At 67.9% G+C, this 18484-nt stretch carries 15 protein-coding genes and 3 pseudogenes; 9 read left to right on the forward strand and 9 right to left on the reverse strand.

Annotation, left to right across the window (positions count from 1 at the left end):
• Positions 1-19: 19 nt before the first annotated feature.
• From OG395_RS08445 to OG395_RS08465, 5 genes are all read left to right on the forward strand, one after another.
• On the forward strand, positions 20-1927 hold the full coding sequence (locus OG395_RS08445) for a SpoIIE family protein phosphatase (protein ID WP_327242324.1): 1908 nt from the start codon (positions 20-22) through the stop codon (positions 1925-1927).
• Between the two features lie 1033 nt (positions 1928-2960).
• The gene (locus tag OG395_RS08450) at positions 2961-5114 is read left to right on the forward strand and encodes an ATP-binding SpoIIE family protein phosphatase (protein ID WP_327242325.1); all 2154 of its coding nucleotides are present in this window, start codon (positions 2961-2963) and stop codon (positions 5112-5114) included.
• 69 nt (positions 5115-5183) lie between these two features.
• Positions 5184-5342 (forward strand): hypothetical protein, encoded by a 159-nt coding sequence (locus tag OG395_RS08455; protein WP_327242326.1) that lies wholly within the window; start codon positions 5184-5186, stop codon positions 5340-5342.
• Between the two features lie 275 nt (positions 5343-5617).
• Positions 5618-7276 carry an FAD-dependent oxidoreductase gene (locus tag OG395_RS08460; protein WP_327242327.1) on the forward strand — a complete coding sequence of 553 codons (1659 nt, stop codon included), beginning with the start codon at positions 5618-5620 and terminating at the stop codon, positions 7274-7276.
• Complete coding sequence (locus tag OG395_RS08465) at positions 7273-8706, forward strand: ATP-binding protein (RefSeq protein WP_327242328.1); 1434 nt, start codon at positions 7273-7275, stop codon at positions 8704-8706. The genes OG395_RS08460 and OG395_RS08465 overlap by 4 nt, the downstream gene beginning before the upstream one ends.
• 52 nt (positions 8707-8758) lie before the next feature.
• Here the strand turns inward: OG395_RS08465 and OG395_RS08470 are convergent, their stop codons facing one another.
• From OG395_RS08470 to OG395_RS08480, 3 genes and pseudogenes are all read right to left on the reverse strand, one after another.
• A complete protein-coding gene (locus OG395_RS08470; protein ID WP_327249280.1) occupies positions 8759-9154 on the reverse strand; it encodes a GNAT family N-acetyltransferase in 396 nt (131 codons plus the stop codon).
• Positions 9155-9163: 9 nt separating this feature from the next.
• Positions 9164-9421: pseudogene (locus tag OG395_RS08475) on the reverse strand (PAS domain-containing protein); the annotation flags it as partial.
• 803 nt (positions 9422-10224) lie between these two features.
• A complete protein-coding gene (locus OG395_RS08480; protein ID WP_327249281.1) occupies positions 10225-10473 on the reverse strand; it encodes a DUF5133 domain-containing protein in 249 nt (82 codons plus the stop codon).
• 1040 nt (positions 10474-11513) lie between these two features.
• On the opposite strand from OG395_RS08480, the gene OG395_RS08490 reads away from it, so the two are divergent.
• The 3 genes and pseudogenes from OG395_RS08490 to OG395_RS08500 all read left to right on the forward strand — a co-directional run bounded on the left by OG395_RS08490 (position 11514) and on the right by OG395_RS08500 (position 13713).
• Positions 11514-11714: a CsbD family protein gene (locus OG395_RS08490; protein WP_327242330.1), complete on the forward strand. Its 201-nt coding sequence runs from the start codon at positions 11514-11516 to the stop codon at positions 11712-11714.
• Positions 11715-11802: 88 nt separating this feature from the next.
• Positions 11803-11946 (forward strand): annotated as a pseudogene (locus OG395_RS08495) (iron-containing redox enzyme family protein); the annotation flags it as partial.
• Positions 11947-12304: 358 nt separating this feature from the next.
• A pseudogene (locus tag OG395_RS08500) lies at positions 12305-13713 on the forward strand (IS3 family transposase).
• A 280-nt stretch (positions 13714-13993) separates the two neighbouring features.
• On the opposite strand, the gene OG395_RS08505 reads toward OG395_RS08500, so the two are convergent.
• A complete protein-coding gene (locus tag OG395_RS08505) occupies positions 13994-14683 on the reverse strand; it encodes a peptidoglycan recognition protein family protein (protein WP_327242331.1) in 690 nt (229 codons plus the stop codon).
• Between the two features lie 391 nt (positions 14684-15074).
• Between OG395_RS08505 and OG395_RS08510 the strand changes: the two genes are divergently transcribed.
• Positions 15075-15359 carry a hypothetical protein gene (locus OG395_RS08510; protein WP_327242332.1) on the forward strand — a complete coding sequence of 95 codons (285 nt, stop codon included), beginning with the start codon at positions 15075-15077 and terminating at the stop codon, positions 15357-15359.
• Positions 15360-15625: 266 nt separating this feature from the next.
• Here the strand turns inward: OG395_RS08510 and OG395_RS08515 are convergent, their stop codons facing one another.
• From OG395_RS08515 to OG395_RS08530, 5 genes are all read right to left on the reverse strand, one after another.
• Entirely contained in the window at positions 15626-15826 is a 201-nt protein-coding gene (locus OG395_RS08515) for a hypothetical protein (RefSeq protein ID WP_327242333.1), read from the reverse strand.
• A gap of 60 nt (positions 15827-15886) precedes the next feature.
• Complete coding sequence (locus OG395_RS58210; RefSeq protein ID WP_442818746.1) at positions 15887-16000, reverse strand: NUDIX domain-containing protein; 114 nt, start codon at positions 15998-16000, stop codon at positions 15887-15889.
• Between the two features lie 405 nt (positions 16001-16405).
• On the reverse strand, positions 16406-17626 hold the full coding sequence (fabV, locus tag OG395_RS08520) for an enoyl-[acyl-carrier-protein] reductase FabV (RefSeq protein WP_327242334.1): 1221 nt from the start codon (positions 17624-17626) through the stop codon (positions 16406-16408).
• Complete coding sequence (locus OG395_RS08525) at positions 17623-17799, reverse strand: hypothetical protein (protein WP_327242335.1); 177 nt, start codon at positions 17797-17799, stop codon at positions 17623-17625. Before OG395_RS08525 ends, fabV begins: the two co-directional genes overlap by 4 nt.
• A 301-nt stretch (positions 17800-18100) precedes the next feature.
• The gene (locus OG395_RS08530; protein ID WP_327242336.1) at positions 18101-18346 is read right to left on the reverse strand and encodes a hypothetical protein; all 246 of its coding nucleotides are present in this window, start codon (positions 18344-18346) and stop codon (positions 18101-18103) included.
• Positions 18347-18484 lie beyond the last annotated feature (138 nt).

Consider the following 18484-nt stretch of genomic DNA (forward strand, 5'->3'; position numbering starts at 1 on the left):
TTGTCGTAAAATACGTTACATGATTCGGTCAATCGTCGGAAACTCCAAGGAGTCGCCCGGAGCGCCGTTGTCCTCCCACCGCGAGTTCGTCTCGCGGACGACTCTGCCTGCCGACGACTGCACGGCATCCGCCGCGCGCACCTTTGTGCGCGCGGCGCTCGGCGAATGGACCGATCCTGCGGTTCCTGACTCACCGAAGATCACCGACCGGCTCGTCGACGACGCCATGCTCCTGGTCAGCGAACTGGTCACCAACGCCGTCATGCACGCCGGTACCACGATCGAGGTCGTCTGCCGTCTCGAGGCAGGGCACGGCTCACGCACCGCGTCCGTCCTCAACGTGAACGGCCCCCTCGACGCGGACGGACCTGTCGACGTCGTCATCGAGGTGGCGGACCGCCACCCTTCCCGCACCGTGCCCGGCAGCAAGGACGCCCTGCGCGCGTGGTACGGCCGTGGCCTCCAGCTCGTCCGCGCGCGGGCAGAGTCGTGGGGCGTGACGTACCGGCGCACTGAAAAGACAGTGTGGTTCCGGTTGGAGGCCACGGCCGAGGAACCCGAGCCGGTCGACAGTCCTGACAGCGGCGCCACCGAGGGTGAACCGCGCACCACGGACAGCCTCGCGACCGCCCCGCCGCACGGCCGTCGCGACGACACCGCCGAGTGGGTCGACCGCGGAGGACCTTCGTTCCTTGCCGAGGCAAGCGAGCTCCTCGCCGGCCAGCTCGACCAGGACATGGTCGCCGCCCTCGCCGGGCAGCTGATCGTGCCCAGGGTCGCCGACTGGTGCGGCGTGTGGCTCAGCACCGAGAACGGCGGTCTGCGGCTCTCCCGCGTCTGGCATGCGGACGAACGGTGCATCGACGCGCTACGCCGCGTGCTGGAGAAGGACCCGCCGCCCGTCAGGCTCGCCACGACGGGTATCCCCTGGCCCTGGCCGGAGAGCGCCAACACGGGCGGCTCCGCAATCGCCTTCCCCCTCGTCACGGGCGGTCACTGCCATGGCGTGCTGCTGCTCGGCCGGGCGGGACTGCTGCAGATGACCGACGGAGTCGTCCGGCTCGCGGAAGACTTGGCACGGCGTGTCGCCCAGGCGGTGGCCACGGCCCGCCAGTACACCGAGCAGACGACGATCAGCCGAGCGCTCCAGCGCAGGCAACTGCCCGCTTCCCTCGCCAGCATCCCAGGCATGGACACGGCGATCGTTTACGAGCCTCGCGGTCACGGCCAGACCGTCGGCGGCGACTTCTACGACCTGTTCCCGCTGGGAGGCCACCGCTGGGGCTTCCTGCTCGGCGACGTGTGCGGCCACGACCCGGAGGCGATGTCCGTCACCGGCCTGGCACGGCACCTGGTACGGATGCTGGCACGCGAGGGCCACGGCGTCGAGTCGGTACTCGACAGGCTGAACTGCGCGATGGCGGAGGAGAGCGCCGAGGCCGCGGCGCTGGGCGGCGAGCAGGCCCGGCCCCAGTTCCTGAGCCTGCTCTACGGGGAGCTGGAGCCCGACCCCGTGGCAGGCGGCGCGCACTGCAAGATCGCCTGCGCCGGGCACCCGCTGCCTCTGCGACTGTCCACCGACGGTTCGGTGGCGCCGATGTCGGACCCGCAGATGCTGCTCGGGATCGACGAGGGGGCGAAGTTCCACGCCAACTCCTTCGACCTCGCACCGAGTGAGACTCTGCTCTGCGTGACCGATGGCGTGACCGAACGCCGCAGCGGAAGCCGGCAGTTGGACGATGACGACGGACTCTCCGAGGTGCTGCGGCAGTGCGTGGGGCTGGGCGCCACAGCCGTCGCGGAACGCGTGCGGCAGGCGGTGCACGACTTCGACACGGGGCCGGTCGAAGACGACCTCGCGGTACTGGTGCTGGGGGCGGTGCCGGTGCATGCGCCAGGAGCTGAACAGGTGCGGAACCGGGCGTAAGACCGAACACCGGACCACTCCCGTGGCGCTTTGCGGGGAGACGCCTGGGACCGGTCGAGGCGCCGTGGGTTCCTCGCTGGTCGACAGTCGGGCCAAGAAGCGGGTGAGGCGGATATACACCGCAGGGCGTCACGACCCCATGACGAATGGTCAACTCCTGGCAGAGCAGCGGCTTCATGTGGACCGCCGAAAGCGTGCCGGACGTGTGGCAACAAGCGTCGCATCCTCCGCTGCGGCATTCGGTGACTCCGAGACGGCTCTCCGGGCGACGGCCTTCGCGGGTTCTTCCCCCAGGGTTTCTCATGAGGGCTACCGGCGACCAAGGATCCGAACAGAGCGCATCCGGAAGGCGCTGCGCTTCAACGGGCAGGCCACCATTCGGGGTTGTCCCATGCCTGTCCGAGCAGCGTTGGGTCCGTCCGACGAGCCTAGTGCCCCGGCCGCCCGCGCGGAGTGTCGAACGGCCGCAGCAACAGCCTCCAGCAGGACGGAGGCGCAGCGCCCGGACCCGCCGTGGTCGCTCCAGGCCGCCTCCCCGCCGGGCTGGGCGGTGCTGTATCCCGCGCCGACGAACGGCAGGACATGGAGCAGGGACAGACGAAGCCCAGTGCACGGTAGAGCGGTTCACCGCCGTCGCACGCGGTCCTCTGGCGTTCCAGGCCGGCAAGGTTCGTGGAGCGGTCGAGTGAGACGGCACCCGGCACGGTGGTGCGCAGCGGGTCGGCAACCAGGCGGGCGCCGCGTTCCGTCAGCACTGCGCCGGCCACAGCCTTCGCCGAGTACAGCCCGTAGGGGGGCGGCGAGGTCGCCTGTCGGCGGGGTGGCGCCGAGCTGGGCGAGCAGCCACGCCGAGGCCTGGGCCGACGGCGGGCCTCCTCAGGAAGCGGGCCGGCCCGGCATCAGATGGCTCGGGCCGGACGGGGAGAGGGTGACGCGCGTTCGGCCTCATCCTTCGCCGTTGCCTTGCGGCGCCGGGTGGGCTTGACGGCCTCGACTTCAGGCCTACCTAGTGACTGAAATATACAGTTAAGCAATGAATGATCGGTTGGCCCTGCTTAACAGTGTGGAAAGGGGCGTCACAGAAGGCGAGGTGCTGCGGCTCGCCCTTCAGCACGCCGTCGCCGAGCTGGACGGCCTGGGCGGGACGGTTCACCTGTGTGGTCCGATGTCGGCACTACGTCTGGTGTCAGTGGCCGGACTACCTCCGGGCCTCGTCCGGCCGTGGGAGATCATCGACCAGGAGGACACCGCGGCTCCGGCCCGCGCGGTGCGCCAAGGTACCGGTGTATGGACGCTCCACGACCTCTCGGGCACCACCCCGCCCACGTCGACCGACGGCTGGCCCGGGACGGGCCTGGCGGCCGTACCGGTGTTCGGCAGGGAGCGCCCCGTCGGCGCCCTCACCGTCGTGACAGGTGCGTCAGGAGAGCCCACGAGGAAACAGTGGGAATTCCTCACAGCGGTGGCCACCTGGGCAAAGGAGCGGATGATCCAGGCCCCGCCACCCGCTCGCCCCGCCCGGGAGGAGCCGAGCGGCAACTTCCTGCGGCAGGAGACGGCCGCCACCGAGCGTGCCTCTCGGATCACGGAGCTGACCGCGGCACTCGCCAAGGCGACGACCTCACGGGACGTGGTCGACGCGGTAGCCCAGCGGGCGCTGCCGCCGTTCCGCGCCACCGGGCTGCTCGTGCACGCCATCGAGGGCGACCGGGTCCACAACGTAGGAGCCGTCGGCTACCCCCGCACCTTCCTCGAACGCGTCGACGGCCGTTCGCGCATCGCCACAGACCCCGTCTGGGACGCGATCTCCACTCAGAGGCCGCTGTTCGTCTCCTCGGCCCAGGAGTACGCGGCGCGATATCCCGATTTGGCCCACAACCCGCACGACATCGACAAGCAGGCCTGGGCGTTTCTGCCGCTGACCGCCTCCGGGCACACCTTCGGTGTCTGCGTGATCGCGTTCGACCAGCCGCGCCGACTGGCAGACGAAGAGCGCACCTTGCTGACCGCCATCAGCGCCCTCGTCGCGCAGGCCCTGGAACGCGCGCGGCTGTACGACGCCGAGCACACCCGGTCCCAGGAGCTGCAGCGCGCTCTGCTCCCCCAGAGGCTGCCCGACCTGCCGGCGTGCACCACCGCCGCCCGCTACCTGCCCGCCGGACAGGGCATGGACGTCGGCGGCGACTGGTACGACGTCATCCCACTCCCCGCCGGACGGGTCGCGCTCGTCGTCGGCGACGTGGTGGGCCACGGCCTCTCCGAGGCCGTCACGATGGGACGGCTGCGCACGGCCGTCCACACCCTGGCCGGTTTCGAACTGCCACCCGACGAGATCATGAGCCACCTCAACGACATCGTCAGCGGCCTCGGGAAGAACTCGTACGCCACCTGCCTGTATGCCCTGTACGACTCCACCACCGGAACGTGCTCCCTCACCCGCGCCGGCCACCCACCACCGGCAGTGCTCCACCCCGACGGCACCGTGCACTACCCGCATCCAGTCCCGGATCCGCCCCTGGGCGCGGCAGAGCCCCCGTTCGAGACGGTGGAGCTGACGATGCCCCCGGGAAGCCTCCTCGTGCTGTACACAGACGGCCTGGTCGAATCGTCCGAGCGCGAGATCGATCAGGGCATGACCGAGCTGGCGAACCTCCTGCGCACCAGGGACAGCGAAGACCTGGACCGGCTCTGCGAAACCCTCATCGCCGGCCTGCTCCCCGCCGGACAGCACACCAGCGACGACGCAGCCCTCCTGGTCGCCCGTGTGCACGCGCTCAGCTCCGACCAGATGGCCTCCTGGCCACTCCCGGAGGACCCCCGGGCAGCGGGCCTGGCCCGCAGGCACGTCCGGGAGCAGCTGTCCACGTGGGGGCTGGACGACATGGCGACGACCACGGAACTGCTCGCCAGCGAGCTGGTCGGAAACGTCGTACGACACGGAAGGGGCCCGCTGCAACTGCGGCTGCTACGCGGCGCCGAGCTGGTCTGCGAGGTCTCCGACGGCAGTCTGACCATGCCCAGGGTCCGCCACGCGTCCGAGACGGACGAAGGCGGCCGGGGACTGCAGCTTGTCGCCGCGCTCTCCCAGCGGTGGGGCACTCGCTACACCGCGACTGGCAAGTGCATCTGGACCGCACAGCCGATGCACGGATCCGACATCCCGGCTCCACTCCTGCGGGAATCCTGACACGCCTGGAAGTCAGGACGGCGCATCCTCGGCCTGTACGGACTCCTCGAACACGTAGCGGGCAGTCCCGTGGTCATCCTCAACCGGGCAGTCGCACTTGCGATGGTCGACGGCCCCGCTGCCGCACTCGTCCACTACCGCGCCGCAGCGGCGCGTACCACCAGCACCCCGGAACAGCGCTACCTGACCACGAAAGCCGCCCGGCTGCGCCACCACACACGCAGCTGAAGTCCAGACGGCATCGAGACCCCCGCTCGTGCCGGCGCAACTCCCGAGGACCGCGGTCCTCGCCGAGTCCGCCGTGCCCGACGTTCCCCGTTCCCCGCTGTCACCGCAGCCCCTGCCACTCCGACACCACCGCCGCCGAGTGGGCCCTGCGCGAACCGCTGCCGCCGATCCCGGCCTGCCAGGCGCCGCGACGGCCCTCCGCGGGCCACGGATGCCACGGACACCACACCGACGGACGGCCGTCATTTCCCGGTCTTTGCGGGAATGATGGAGCCATGGCGAACCCGACGATCCTGACTGTCGACGACGACCCGGCAGTCTCCCGGGCGGTCGCCCGCGACATCCGGCGACAGTACGGCGATCGCTACCGCATCGTGCGCGCGCTCTCCGGCCGCGATGCCCTCGAAGCACTGCGTGAGCTCAAGCTCCGTGGCGATCAGCTCGCGCTCATGCTCGCCGACTACCGCATGCCCCAGATGAACGGCATCGAGTTCCTTGAGGAAGCCATGGATCTCTTTCCGCTCGCCCGTCGCGTGCTGCTGACCGCCTACTCGGACACGGAAGCGGCCATCGACGCCATCAACGTCGTGGACCTCGACCACTACCTCCTCAAGCCCTGGAGCCCGCCGGAACAGCACCTCTATCCAGTGATCGACACACTGCTGGACCTCTGGCACGCCACACCGGATCCGGGAGACACGGAGACGCGCGTGGTCGGGCACCGTTGGTCCGCACCCTCCTTCGCCGTCCGCGACTTCCTCACCCGTAACCTCGTGCCCTATCGCTGGCTGCTGTCCGACGAGCCGGAGGGGGAGCGCCTACTGGCAGCCGCAGGGCTGTCCGCGGCCGACGTACCGCTGGTCATCACCGCGGACGGAAAACCTCTGGTCTCTCCCACCGAGCGAGAGCTCGCCACGCACGTCGGACTCAGCACCGTCCCGGCCTCGGATTTCTACGACCTGGTGGTGGTCGGTGGGGGGCCTGCCGGTCTGGGAGCTGCCGTCTACGGGGCCTCGGAGGGACTGCGTACGGTCCTGGTGGAACAGCAGGCGACCGGCGGGCAGGCCGGGCAGAGCAGCCGTATCGAGAACTACCTCGGCTTTCCCGACGGCGTCTCCGGTTCCCAGCTGACCGAGCGAGCGCGCCGCCAGGCGCTGAAATTCGGGGCGGAGATTCTCAGCGCGCAGCGGGCTGTCGCACTGGAGGTGGCAGGATCCGGCCGGGTACTGCATCTGGGGCCGGAGAACTCCATTGCCGCGCACACCATCGTCCTGGCCACCGGGGTGTCCTATCGGCGCCTGGCCGCCTCCGGCCTGCAGGAATTCACGGGGGCGGGCGTCTTCTACGGGTCTGCCGTCACCGAGGCACCCAGCTGCTCCGGGGAGGATGTATACATCGTCGGCGGTGCCAACTCCGCGGGTCAGGCAGCGGTGTATTTCTCACGCTACGCACGGCGTGTTCACGTCCTCATCCGCCAGGGTGATCTGACTCGTTCGATGTCCAGCTATCTGGTCGACCAGATCAACGGCATCGCCAACATCGAGATCCACCCGTGGACCGAGGTGCTCGGCGGTGCGGGCGAAGGGCACCTGCAGCAGCTGACCCTCCGCGAGAGCCGGTCCGGTGCCGTGCGCACCATTGACGCGTCGTGGCTGTTCATCTTCATCGGGGCCGAGCCGCATACGGAGTGGTTGTCGGGGGTGGTCACCCGCGATGAGCGCGGATTCGTGGTGACCGGCCCCGACTTGGTGACAGAAGGAAAGCGTCCACCCGGGTGGCGGTTGCCGAGAGATCCGTACCACCTGGAGTCGAGCGTGCCCGGCGTCTTCGCTGCGGGAGATGTACGTTCCTCCTCGGTCAAACGTGTCGCGTCGGCCGTCGGCGAGGGAGCCATGGCCGTAGCGCTGGTGCACCGCTATCTGGAGGCGCAGTGACCACGTCAGCACATCTGTCACCTGAGCAGTTGCGGACCCTGTTCCTGTTCGAGGAGCTCAGCGAGGAGCAGCTCGGCTGGCTGGCAGAACGCGGCCGCGCAGAGCGACGGCCTGCCGGAAGCGTCGTGTACAAGGAGGGCGAGTCGGCCACGTGCTTCTTCGTGCTGCTCGGCGGGGTGATTGCGCTCAGCCGGGTACTCCACGGTGACGATGTGGAGGTCACCCGCACCGATCAGCGCGGTGTGTACAGCGGGGCGACTCGCTCGTACATCGGGGACCGCATCGAGCAGCGGTACCCCCACACCCTGCGGGCGGTCACTGACACCGAGTTCTTCGTGTTGCCCGCCGCCGATTTCGCGTACGCGGTCCGCACGTGGTTCCCGATGGCACTCCACCTGCTGGAGGGCTTGTTCTTCGGTACGCGTGCGGCCAATGCCATCGTCAATGAGCGCGAGCGGCTGCTGGCCCTGGCGTCGCTGTCGGCAGGTCTTACGCATGAGCTGAACAATCCTGCGGCGGCCGCTGTACGGGCCACCGCGGCTCTGCGGGAGCGAGTGGCCGGTATGCGCCACAAGCTCGCCATGATCGCTGACGGCCGGCTGGACGGAACCGAGCTGCATCGTCTCGTGGAGCTGCAGGACGATGCGGTTCAACAAGCAGCTGCGGCTTCCGGTCTGCCCGCGCTGGCTGCTGCGGATGCGGAGGACGCCGTCGGCGACTGGCTCGAGGAGCATGGGGTCACGGAGGCGTGGGATCTGGCACCGACTCTGGTCGCCGCGGACATCGGCGTGCCGTGGCTGACCTCGGTTGCCGACACCATCGGCGAGGACAATCTGGGCTCCACGGTGCGGTGGCTGGCGTACACCATCGATGCGGAACTTCTGATGGGCGAGATCGATGACGCCGTGACCCGCATCTCGGGCCTGGTCGGCGCGGCAAAGCAGTACGCGCAGTTGGACCGGGCGCCGCAACAGACCGTGGATGTGCACACGTTGCTCGATGCCACGCTGACCATGCTTCGGGCGAAGATCCCGTCCAACGTTCTGGTGGTCAAGGACTACGACCATGAGCTACCGCCGATTTCGGCCTTCGGAGCCGAGCTCAACCAGGTATGGACCAACCTGGTCATCAACGCCGTTGACGCCATGCCTACAGGGGGCACACTGACGATTCGGACGTGGCGGGAGGACGCCAACCTGCTCGTGGAGGTGGCCGACACCGGCGCAGGGATTCCGTCGGACATCAGGCCCCGGATCTTCGAACCGTTCTTCACCACCAAACCGGTCGGTGAGGGCACTGGACTGGGGCTGGACATCTCCTACCGCATCGTGGTCAACAAGCATCATGGGGACATCCGGGTCTCCTCGCAGCCGGGCGACACTCGCTTTCAGGTATGTCTGCCGATCGAACCGCAGGACGAGGGGCCCTGAGGGTGCCGGGACCTGTAGGTTACGCACCGGCATGGGCCGGGAGACGCAAGAATCAGAGGGCGATCAGCCCTGCTGCTGTCCCCTTGAAACCGCAGACATCGAAGTAGAACGATCGCAAGTGTTCTTCGAAGTCAACATGCAGCCACTCGCATTTGGCGGCACGAGCTCCTTCAGCGGCCGTTGCAACCAGCGCAGCGCCAATCCCCTGCGAGCGGCTGCGCTGAGCCACGACCGTGTCCAGGACGAAGGCATGAACACCGCCGTCCCAGACAACATTGACGAAGCCGATCAAGCGGTCGTCCTCCCATGCGCAGACCCAACCAAGGCTGTGACGTTGCAGTCTTGCGTGCCAATCAGTCTGCCCGGCCGGGTGATCGAACCCTTCGGCATGCAACTCATTGAGGTCTGAGTTCTCGAAGTCACCTCGCCACTCATACGCGATCGTCATAGCGGGAACCATCGTGTCCGACTCCCGGGAGCGCAGGGATGCGTTCAGATTCCGCACCCCGTCGGCGTTCGGATCTGCAGGGTTGTCAGGGAAGGCGTCGAAGAGGTACTCCCCGACCAGTTCCTCGCGAGTGCGGCCGGTCGCTGTCAGATACGCCCGGTTGACGTCAATGATCACCAGGTCGGGACCGAGCACCAGATAAGGGCTGGGCGTGGCGGCGAACAGCGCCTGGTAGTCGATCCGCGGTGTCGTCACGCGCTCTCCCATTCCGTCCTGTGCCACGGCCCCACATCGCCTCAGCTATGAGTCCTGCGCCCTTCCGACGCCCGTCCATTCCGCCTGACGGCCTGCCGCTGTCGGGGGAACGCCGGTCAGCATGCAGATCGGCTTCGGGGCCGACGTCGACGGAGCCCGGGTCGCGGACATCCGGTAGCCCAGCTGGAGGGAGTCCAACCAGTTCCAGGGACTCCCCCACGCTCAGGAGCGTGCAGCATAAAGGACGCTCCCTGTGTGAAAGGACCATGACCGGCGTTGTGAAGGACATTCAGCGGCAAGCCTCCACCATGGTTTTCACGTCACCTGCCGACGTTTCACACGCCGCGGCCCCGTACACAGTCGGAGGCCGTGCGGAGCCGCTGAGCGGCCGGACAGGGTGGTCTGTTCGTCGATCTCCGGTTGCCTTCAGCCGTGAATGTCTCGACAAACCCTGGAGCCCGATGGCTGACGGAGCCGGTGGAGATTCGTCTGTCGGAAGGGACGGATCCTCAGCCGTGGCGTTACGCCCCCGACTGCCGGTTCTGCCCGTCCTCCTCCCAAGCTCCCTATGCCTGCGAGGAGGCTCACGCTGCACGCCATGCACCGCATCGGTGCAGGCGGCGCGCCGCGCGAACCCCGGGCTCGTCTTCTCCGCGTCCCGCTCTTCGTCGTCGGCCCGAGAAGCGAATGATCGCTCATGGCCGTGCTCCTCCGCATTGGCTCGCAGTCCCGGCAAACACCCACCGCTGACCGGGTGCACCGCCCCGATGGTGTACGCAATCTCGGGATGCCTGTGATGGTGCCCGGCGGCAGGTTCACGAAGCTGGGCGCAAGGAGTCGTCCCGAGGGTGGGCCCCCGGCAACCGGCACACCGCCAGTGCACCATCGATGTCCCGTGCGCCCGCGGCACAGCAGAACGTGTACACCACATCGTCCATGCGCCGCCTCGCCTCGTGGGTGTCGACCCCTTCGGTCGGCGCCACATACCGCCCCGCCTGCACCGCGCAAGGCGGCCCGCACGGTCGACGAATGCCACGAGCACATGCCGCCCTCTGCCCATTCATGCGCGCCTGGTGCTCTTCGACGGGTTCGGCGTCCTGATCGCCCACTCTTTTCAGCAGGGCCGACGGGTCCTTCCGCCGAGGATGCGGTGGAGCGGACCGCACGCGCGCGGTGGCCGTGGGTGGAAGCTCAACCGCCGAAAAGCCCCGATCAGCACCCGCGTGCAGCGTCTCTTGATCGACTTGATCAAGGAGCACGCGTGGTACTTCGACCATGCCGACCTGCGGCGCGGGGAGAACAGCGGCATTCTGGTTGCATGACCGCGGCGTTGATCACCGTGCATACGCCGTCCCCCACGGGCGGGCGGATAGTAAGTGTGCATCGAACCGGTAGGGAAGAGGTCCTCGGGCTGGCCCACTCCGATCGCGATCTGGTCGCGTTCCTTGAGGGCGCCGGCCTGTCCGACCCGGAAGAAGTGCTTGACGATCCTCGGTGGGTGGAGTGGCAAGGCAGCCCAGCGCACCGGTGGCCCCCGGACTGAGGTTCCGTGATCCCCGGCGGGCGCACGACGACAGGTACGGCACCTCGCCGCGCTGTCGAACGCCCGAATACGCCCAGGATGAGGACGCCACTGCGACTTGCGATGCACCGCGTCCGACGCCGCGCGCTGACCCACCAGGGGTTACCGGACAGCCTTGGATCAGGCGCTTCGGGCGCACGGAAACGGACGGCAGCAGGCAGCGCATCACTGCCTTCCGCCTGGCCGAGTGCGGCAGCCCCGGCCCGCGCCGCGCGTTTCGTGGTCACACCTTGAGCGGCGTTCGTCGTCACCGTGAGTGGTCGCCAGGGACGGATCGGCTCGAGATGCAGTGGCGAGACGGGGTGCGGCGACCTGGTCGTAGCCGAGAGCCGCGAACGGCCTCAGCTTCCGGGCTGGAGCCATTGCTGCATCCATGGGCGGTCGAGTCCGGGCCAGGAGCCGTTAAGAAAAGCGCGGGGCACTCGTGCGTAACCGCGGACGCCGGTCCCCCACCGCCGTGCGACTCGTTCAGCCGTGACCTAGCTTGACAGAGCAAAGGCACATCCACGCGAGGAGCACGCAGTGACTGGCGGTAGCGGCAAGGACAAGATCAAGGGCAAAGCCAAGGAAACAATGGGCAAGATGACCGGCGACCGCGCCAAGGTAGCCGAAGGAAAAGCCGACCAAGCCAAGGGCCGGGCCAAGGAAGCATTGGACGACACCCGGAAGAACATTCCTGGGAAGTCCGGCCTGAAAGACCCGCTCATCACCGACGACGAGTGACCTGAGAAAGCGAGCCCCCGTCCTGCGGCGGGGGACTCGGCCTTCGAAGATCAGGACGCTCCGACACAGTGCTGACGTGGCAACACATCAACCGTCGCTGTACCACCTCAAGGAAGCGGATCCGCACGCCTGGGTGCTGCCGAGGCTTCGCGGCCGAGCCAAGGCAGGCATGGCCGCTGTCGCATTCGACGAGTACGGGGGCGGACACGCAGACCGCGTACATGCTCCCTTGCACGTCGCCACTCGCCACTGTGAAGCGAGTGAAGGCACCCCACCTCGCTGCAGTCTCCGGTCGCTCGACCATCGCGATCAACACCAAAGTCCTCGTCCGTGCGCTCAGCCTCGACCACTGTGCAAAAGGCGGCAGCGGAGCCGAGATAGCGCCGCAGTCAGTGCCATGTGCCCTGTAGAAGCCGCTGGCGCGGGGGCCCACCCATCACTTGACACGGTCGCGCCACCCCTCCCTGTCAGACTCTCGTGAGACATGAGGACAATCGAGTCTTCTGTTGTTAGCAGGGCGAGAACAGGATCTTTCGAACGTGACGCTGAGCAGTGCCGACCTTGAGGCCGGTGTGGCCGATGATGAGGTCGTGGGCAAGAAGAAGCGCGGTCCTCGCGCGGGCGGGCCGAAGCGGCGGTCCTTCACCCCGGAGTACAAGCTTCGGATCGTGGAGGAGTACGAGCGGCTGACCGAACCGGGCGCGAAGGGCGCGCTGCTGCGCCGGGAGGGGCTGTACCACTCGCACATCATCGACTGGCGGACCGCCCGGGACGCCGGCGCGCTGGATGCGCTGACCGCCAAGCCGTCCGGACCGACGGGCAAGAGCGCAGCCGAGAAGGAGGCCGAGCGGCTGCGGGCAGAGAACGAGAAGCTGGCCGCCGAGCTGGCCAAGTCCCAGAGGGCGCTGGCCATCCTGGGAAAAGCACACGAGCTCTTGGAACTGCTCTCCGGGAGCGAGGACTCCGAGCCCAAGCGGACGAAGTGATCACCGAGGCGTTCGCCGCCCTGGAGCCGGTCGTCGGGATCAAGCCGGCCTGCGAGCTGACCGGCCGCTCGCGGGCCACCGTCTACCGGCAGCGCCACCCCAAGCCCCGCGTGGCCGGGCCGCGCCGGGCGCCGGCAGCGCACCCGGCGGCCCTGTCCGAGCTGGAACAGGCACGGGTGCTGAGTGTGCTGCGCTCGCAGCGGTTCGTGGACAAGTCGCCGGCGCAGATCTGGGCCACCCTGCTGGACGAGGGAACCTACCTGTGCTCGATCTCCACGATGTACCGGCTGCTGCGCGAGCACGGTGAGGTCCGCGAGCGCCGCGCGCAGGCCACCCACCCGCCCCGGGCCAGGCCCGAGCTGGTGGCCAACGGCCCGAGCCAGGTGTGGACCTGGGATGCCACCAAGCTCAAGGGCCCGGACCGCGGGATGTACTACGACCTGTTCGTGATGCTCGACATCTACTCCCGCAAAGCGGTCCACTGGCTCGTGGTGCCGCGCGAATCCGCCGCACTGGCCAAGGAGTTCATCGAAGACGCCTTCCGCGCCAACGGCGGCGTCGTCCCGGACGTGGTCCACGCCGACCGGGGTACCTCGATGACCTCCAAGCCAGTCGCCCAGCTGCTCGTTGACCTGAACATCGTCCGCTCGCACTCGCGGCCACGCGTGTCCAACGACAATCCGTACTCGGAAGCAAACTTCAAGACCTTGAAGTACTGCCCCGCCTTCCCCGACCGGTTCGGCTCACTGGCCGACGCCCGCGCCTTCTGCCAGCGGTTTTTCACCTACTACAACAACGTCCACCGGCACTCCGGCATCGGACTGCACACCCCCGCATCCGTCCACGACGGCACCGCAGTGATGATCCGAGCCCGGCGGGCCGACGTCCTGGCCGACGCCTACGCCACCAACCCGCACCGGTTCCGCCGAAGACCGACGCCACCCCGCCTCCCGAAGGCGGCCTGGATCAACCAACCCGCCAAGGAGGAGCATCAGGAAGAACCCGCAGCCTGACGTGTCTCACCGGAATTGACAGGCACCGCACTCGCCACCCGCTCGGCCACCTCCCGCGGTTACGTCCAGGGAAGTGGTGTACAGGTTTCCACTTAAATCGGTGGTTTGATCCCGTAGTTGAGTGAGAAGCCCGAACGTAAGACGGCCACCGGCTGATCCTTCGAGAACGACCAAGCTCTTGAAGGAGAACAGCACGATGACCGCACCGGACAGTCTGCCGTTAGGTGCCTACGAAGCCTGCGGTCTGCACATTTCATGTGTACCGGGTTCTGATGAACCGTCACTGGCTGCCGCGGTGGAGGCTCTGCAAGGCCGTGGGGAGTTCGGCGCCAGAGGATGCTCGTGGAGGCCTGCCCTGGAGGCCGGCAGCCATGGCACGGATCGCAGGGAGTCGAGCGAAAAGCGCCTCCCCCGGGCAGTCCGTGGCATAGCCGTCGCGGTGGCCGGAAATGGCATCGAATTCGGCCGAAGTGCCTTTCGTGTAGCGGCTCTTGTCATTCGTGGACGTGAGCCGCACCTTGCTGGTGGGGTCAATGCCGCGCAAGCTGAGTTTCCAGGCGGCGAGGGCCGCGATCGCATGTTCCATGGCTGCGGGCACTGGCGTCCCTCTTCCGAAGGTGCCAATCGCCGCGATCCCCGCAGTGCCCTGGTTGAACCCGATGGTGTGGGAGCCGATGACGGGGCGGTCGGCACCGCCGGCACGGCCTTCGTAAATGGTGCCGCATTTGTCGACGAGGAAGTTGTAGCCGAGGTCTCCCCATCGCTGGTCACGGGTCTGGCCCGTATACAGATTGCGCAGGGTACGCGGGACGTCCGCGCAGGCGTAGTCGTTGGGGGTGTCGGTGTGATGGATGAAAACCGCCGCCACCCCTTCCGCGTAGTGGGCATGGGGGTCGCGCTGGGTCTCGTCGGCCCGCCATTGGGTCCGCGACACGATGGCGGGCCGAGGCGCGGAATGGGGAAATGCCACTGCAGTCGCTCCGAGGGCTGGGAACGGCCGCCCGGATTCGATAGCCGGCTCCGGGACTGCTTCGGCCCGCCACACCGAAAGAGGGCCTCCCGGCATCGTCCTTCCGACGGCACCGGCCGTCGTCACCCCGACCGGTGCCGCCATGAGAGGAACTGCCATAGGAATCGTGACCCAGAGTGCTATCCGGTACAAACGCACAGGGAAAACCTTCTTTAGTCTTTCGCCGAGGGGACGGCGGGAGCGCGTATGGCCAATAGCTTTGCCATAGGAGGTTCGCTGCGCGCGCCGGGTTAGTGCAGTCAGGCGAGCGTTTCGACACACCTGCCAGCTCCCCCCAAGGGCCGAGGGTGAGTCCTTCCCACATCAGGGTGAGGTGCGGGGAGGGACAACGATGGTCTTCACCATGCCGGTGATCCGATGGATGCTGCACCGGAGGTATCGCAGCAGTCAGCAGGCCTTCATGACGGCGATGGGCTGGACGTCGGAACAGTTGATTTCGGCATGCGTGCTGTTGCCGCCGCCGCTTCCATCGCTTGAGCCGACGCCCTCGGACGGCACCCGGACGTGGGAGCTGACGCCCTGGTACGACTTGCCTTCGATGCGTCGGTCACCTCCAAGCCGGGCCTCATCATCACAGCCGTTTTCCGGAGAACTCCAGCCAGAATCCAAGATCTGACACTTCGGGTTCCACCGGAGCAACCACCATCTCGAGGGCATGCCCGCTATCTCGCGTTGGGGGCCGTTCCCTAGACCCTGGAGCTGCGCCGCATCGTCATTCCCACGCGTTCGTACGGAGGCGGCGGACCGGTCGCCGAGTGGGCCCACAGCGTGCAAGTACCTCGCCCCTGCCGGTGGGAGGAGCGAAACGTCTCCCACAGCAGTACACGGTCAGCGAGTTCCTTCCGGTCAGCGCCCGCACCGACCGGAAGGGGGGCGACGGTGTCAGTTCTCGGGACGGGTGGGGTCGAAGCCGTGCTTCAGGTAGACGGTGCTGCCCTCGGCCAGGGCGCGGGAGCAGGCGTGCAGGCGGCGGGCCATGTGCGGGGCGAGCAGGGTGTCCCACTCGGCGAGGGTCGCCGGCCTCCATTCGGCGAGCTCGTCCCGCCCCAGGTGGAGTCGGTTCTCGTCCTCGTCCTGGGACATCAGACCACCGTCGAAGAGGTGGTTGACCAGCGGCGGGCGGTCATCGGCCTGCTCCGGTACTCAGACGACGACCAGCAGTCGGTCCGGCGCGAGGTCGATGCCCAGCTCGTCCTTGACCTCGCGCCGGGCTGTGTGCAGCGGCTCCTCTCCCGCGCCCAGCCCGCCGCCGGGGATCTTCCAGGTGTCGTTGCGGCAGGACGGTTAGACCACCAGGATGCCGTCTGCTGCATCGCTCGTCGGGGTGCAGTTTCGCAGGCCCCCATCGCTGCCCACCGGTTCCGTCCAGCTTCGGCAGCCTGGCGCAGTCTGATGACGCAACCAGTGTGATCTCCTCGGCCGCCCAGTATCGGCACCGGGCAGGAGCAGGGGCAACTCTCCGGCGCTGCGGGCGGGACAGCCGAGACGCCCAACCATGGTCGTACGCAGGTGACTTGGAGAGCGCTCATTTCTGCGTCCCGACCAGCGCCAGGTCGCCCCGCACGGGCGATGAACTGGTCTCCTTCAACCTCCGTGGGCCGCTCCCCCGCTCCCGCCGCAAACGACTCACCATCGCGGGTGCATGGCGTTACTCCCTGGGTGTCAGGTGGTGGGCTGGGGCCAAGGGACGTCGGTCTCGACAGGAGCGGCGTAGTCGATGCCGGGAACGGCGAAGCCGTAGAGCTGCTGCACCTGGACGGCGAACCAGTCGAGGGCGGCGAGGGCCGGGATGTTCTCGGTGGTGGCGGTCTTCCAGCGCTCGGCGACGGCCTCCTGGACGGCGGGGGTCAGCTCCCAGGTGTCGAGGCGGATGCGGTCCTCGTCGTCGACGTCGAGGGACGCGGTGCCGGTGAGCTGGTCCCAGAGCTGGGTGAGCTGGGCAATCGGCGGGACCATGGCGTCTTCGAGGACGCCGCGCAGCAGCCCGACATAGAGCGCGATGCCGGGAATCGCCGTGCTCGACTGCGTAACGGCAGCCCCGTTGACTGAGGTCAGGGCTCGGCCGTCGACGTCCTTGACGAGCCGGTCGTTCAGGTCCCGGGCGGTCTGTTCCAGGTGGGCCTTGGCCGCACCAATGGTGCCCTGTCGGTAGATCGAGGCGGTCAGCGGCGACCCGATGTAGGACAGGGCGACAGTGGCGAACCCCTGTGCCAACAGGTCGCGCCCGGCGAGGTGGTCGATCCAACGGGCCCAGTCCGTGCCACCCATGACAGCGACGGTCTGCTCAATGTCGTCGCCCTCCGCCGGCCCGGTCTCGACTGTCGTGACCTCGGGTGCCCTGTCGCCGTCGAAGACGAGGGTCTTGGTGCGGTACGCCTCACCGACCGGCTTGAGCACGGACGCGTACGTGACGCCGGTGTCGGGGTCGGTGCGGCGGGGGGCCGCGACGGAGTAGACGAGGTAGTCGAGCTTCCCGCCGAACTGCTCGTCGAGGAGGTCGGCGACCTGGTCCTTCAGGGTGTCGGAGAAGGCGTCGCCGTTGAGGAACACGAAGTCCCGCCTGTGCTTCGCGGCCAGCTCGGCCGTTGCGGCAGTCCGGTACCAGCCGGCCGTTCCGGTTCGGCGGCCGGGCGCCTTCTCGAAGGACACGCCGACGCCCCGGATACCGGCCCTGGCGAGTCCTGCGATGGTGGCGGCCAGCCCGTACCCGGCGGACGAGCCGATCACGAGCGCGACGGGCGCCTCGTCCGCGTCCGGACGACCCTCCTCTGCCGGTTCGGGGACGGCCTGCCACATGTCCTGGACGAGCCGGGTGCAGCCGGCAGGGTGTGAGTCGAGGAAGAGGAATCCGCGGGAGCGGGAACTGACGATGCGTTCGGTCATGAGGAGTTGTCCTTGCCGGTCGAGATGTCCAGGGGCGCGGCGGCCACCGGAGTGCTCACCGCGTCCTGCAAGTCTCGGACCGTGCGGACCCGGGCGGTCACCTCGTCGGGAACAGTAATGATCAGGCGACCTTGGAGAGTTTCCACCATTTCGAGCAGGGCGAGGCCGATCACGCCAGTCTGCCCCGGTGGATGCCTGCGTTCGACGTTCGACGCACCTCATGACGGCGACCGCAGCGGTAGTCGCGCTGCCTTCACGGAGGAAACGGAGGAAACGGTGGCTCCACCCAACCGCCGCGCGTTCCTCGTGCTCACCACGACCGCGCTCGCGCACCGCGAGTCGGCACAAGCCGAGTCGGGACCGACTTCGCCTTGTTTACCGGTGTGCGGGGGGATCGAGGGGGCGCCGTCCGAGCCGCACGATCCCCGGACCACGGCCAGGATCTGGATTGGCCTAGGGGGGTCGGTGTGCCGTTCATCCCGCTCGCGCCGCTGTTCGACTGTCCGTACGGGCCTGGCGACGGAGTTCCACCCTGGCCGCGGTGCTCCGGCCAGAATCGGAGGCCCAGAAGGGATGCCACTGGATCCGGGCGGACAGGTGCAGCAGTCGACGGCGCAGCACAGTGCGGTTGCGCAGGCAGGGCGCAGCGAGCGCTTGGTACGTGGAGTTCCAGTCGCGCTGAGCTTGCACCAGTTCGTGGGGGAAAGTGATGGACTCCATCACCACATTAGATCAGGTGTTCGATTTATTGCTCGACATGTGTCACTCCATGAGGTCAAACGGCCCTGCGGGCGTATGCGGGTCAGGACTGTCGGTGGGCGTCCCGCAGGAGGACCGCGCAAGCCGATGCGGACTCCA

Origin of the sequence: Streptomyces sp. NBC_01320 (genome assembly GCF_035974375.1) — a bacterium.
GTDB classification, from domain to species: domain Bacteria; phylum Actinomycetota; class Actinomycetes; order Streptomycetales; family Streptomycetaceae; genus Streptomyces; species Streptomyces yanii.

What these genes read in the sequence shown, in the direction of transcription:
- OG395_RS08445 (WP_327242324.1), top strand. Translation starts at nt 20, where the DNA reads ATGATTCGGTCAATCGTCGGAAACTCCAAGGAGTCGCCCGGAGCGCCG.
- OG395_RS08450 (WP_327242325.1), top strand. Translation starts at nt 2,961, where the DNA reads ATGAATGATCGGTTGGCCCTGCTTAACAGTGTGGAAAGGGGCGTCACA.
- OG395_RS08460 (WP_327242327.1), top strand. Translation starts at nt 5,618, where the DNA reads ATGGCGAACCCGACGATCCTGACTGTCGACGACGACCCGGCAGTCTCC.
- OG395_RS08470 (WP_327249280.1), bottom strand. Translation starts at nt 9,154, where the DNA reads ATGACGATCGCGTATGAGTGGCGAGGTGACTTCGAGAACTCAGACCTC.
- OG395_RS08480 (WP_327249281.1), bottom strand. Translation starts at nt 10,473, where the DNA reads ATGAATGGGCAGAGGGCGGCATGTGCTCGTGGCATTCGTCGACCGTGC.
- OG395_RS08510 (WP_327242332.1), top strand. Translation starts at nt 15,075, where the DNA reads ATGGTCTTCACCATGCCGGTGATCCGATGGATGCTGCACCGGAGGTAT.
- OG395_RS08515 (WP_327242333.1), bottom strand. Translation starts at nt 15,826, where the DNA reads ATGTCCCAGGACGAGGACGAGAACCGACTCCACCTGGGGCGGGACGAG.
- fabV (WP_327242334.1), bottom strand. Translation starts at nt 17,626, where the DNA reads ATGACCGAACGCATCGTCAGTTCCCGCTCCCGCGGATTCCTCTTCCTC.
- OG395_RS08530 (WP_327242336.1), bottom strand. Translation starts at nt 18,346, where the DNA reads ATGGAGTCCATCACTTTCCCCCACGAACTGGTGCAAGCTCAGCGCGAC.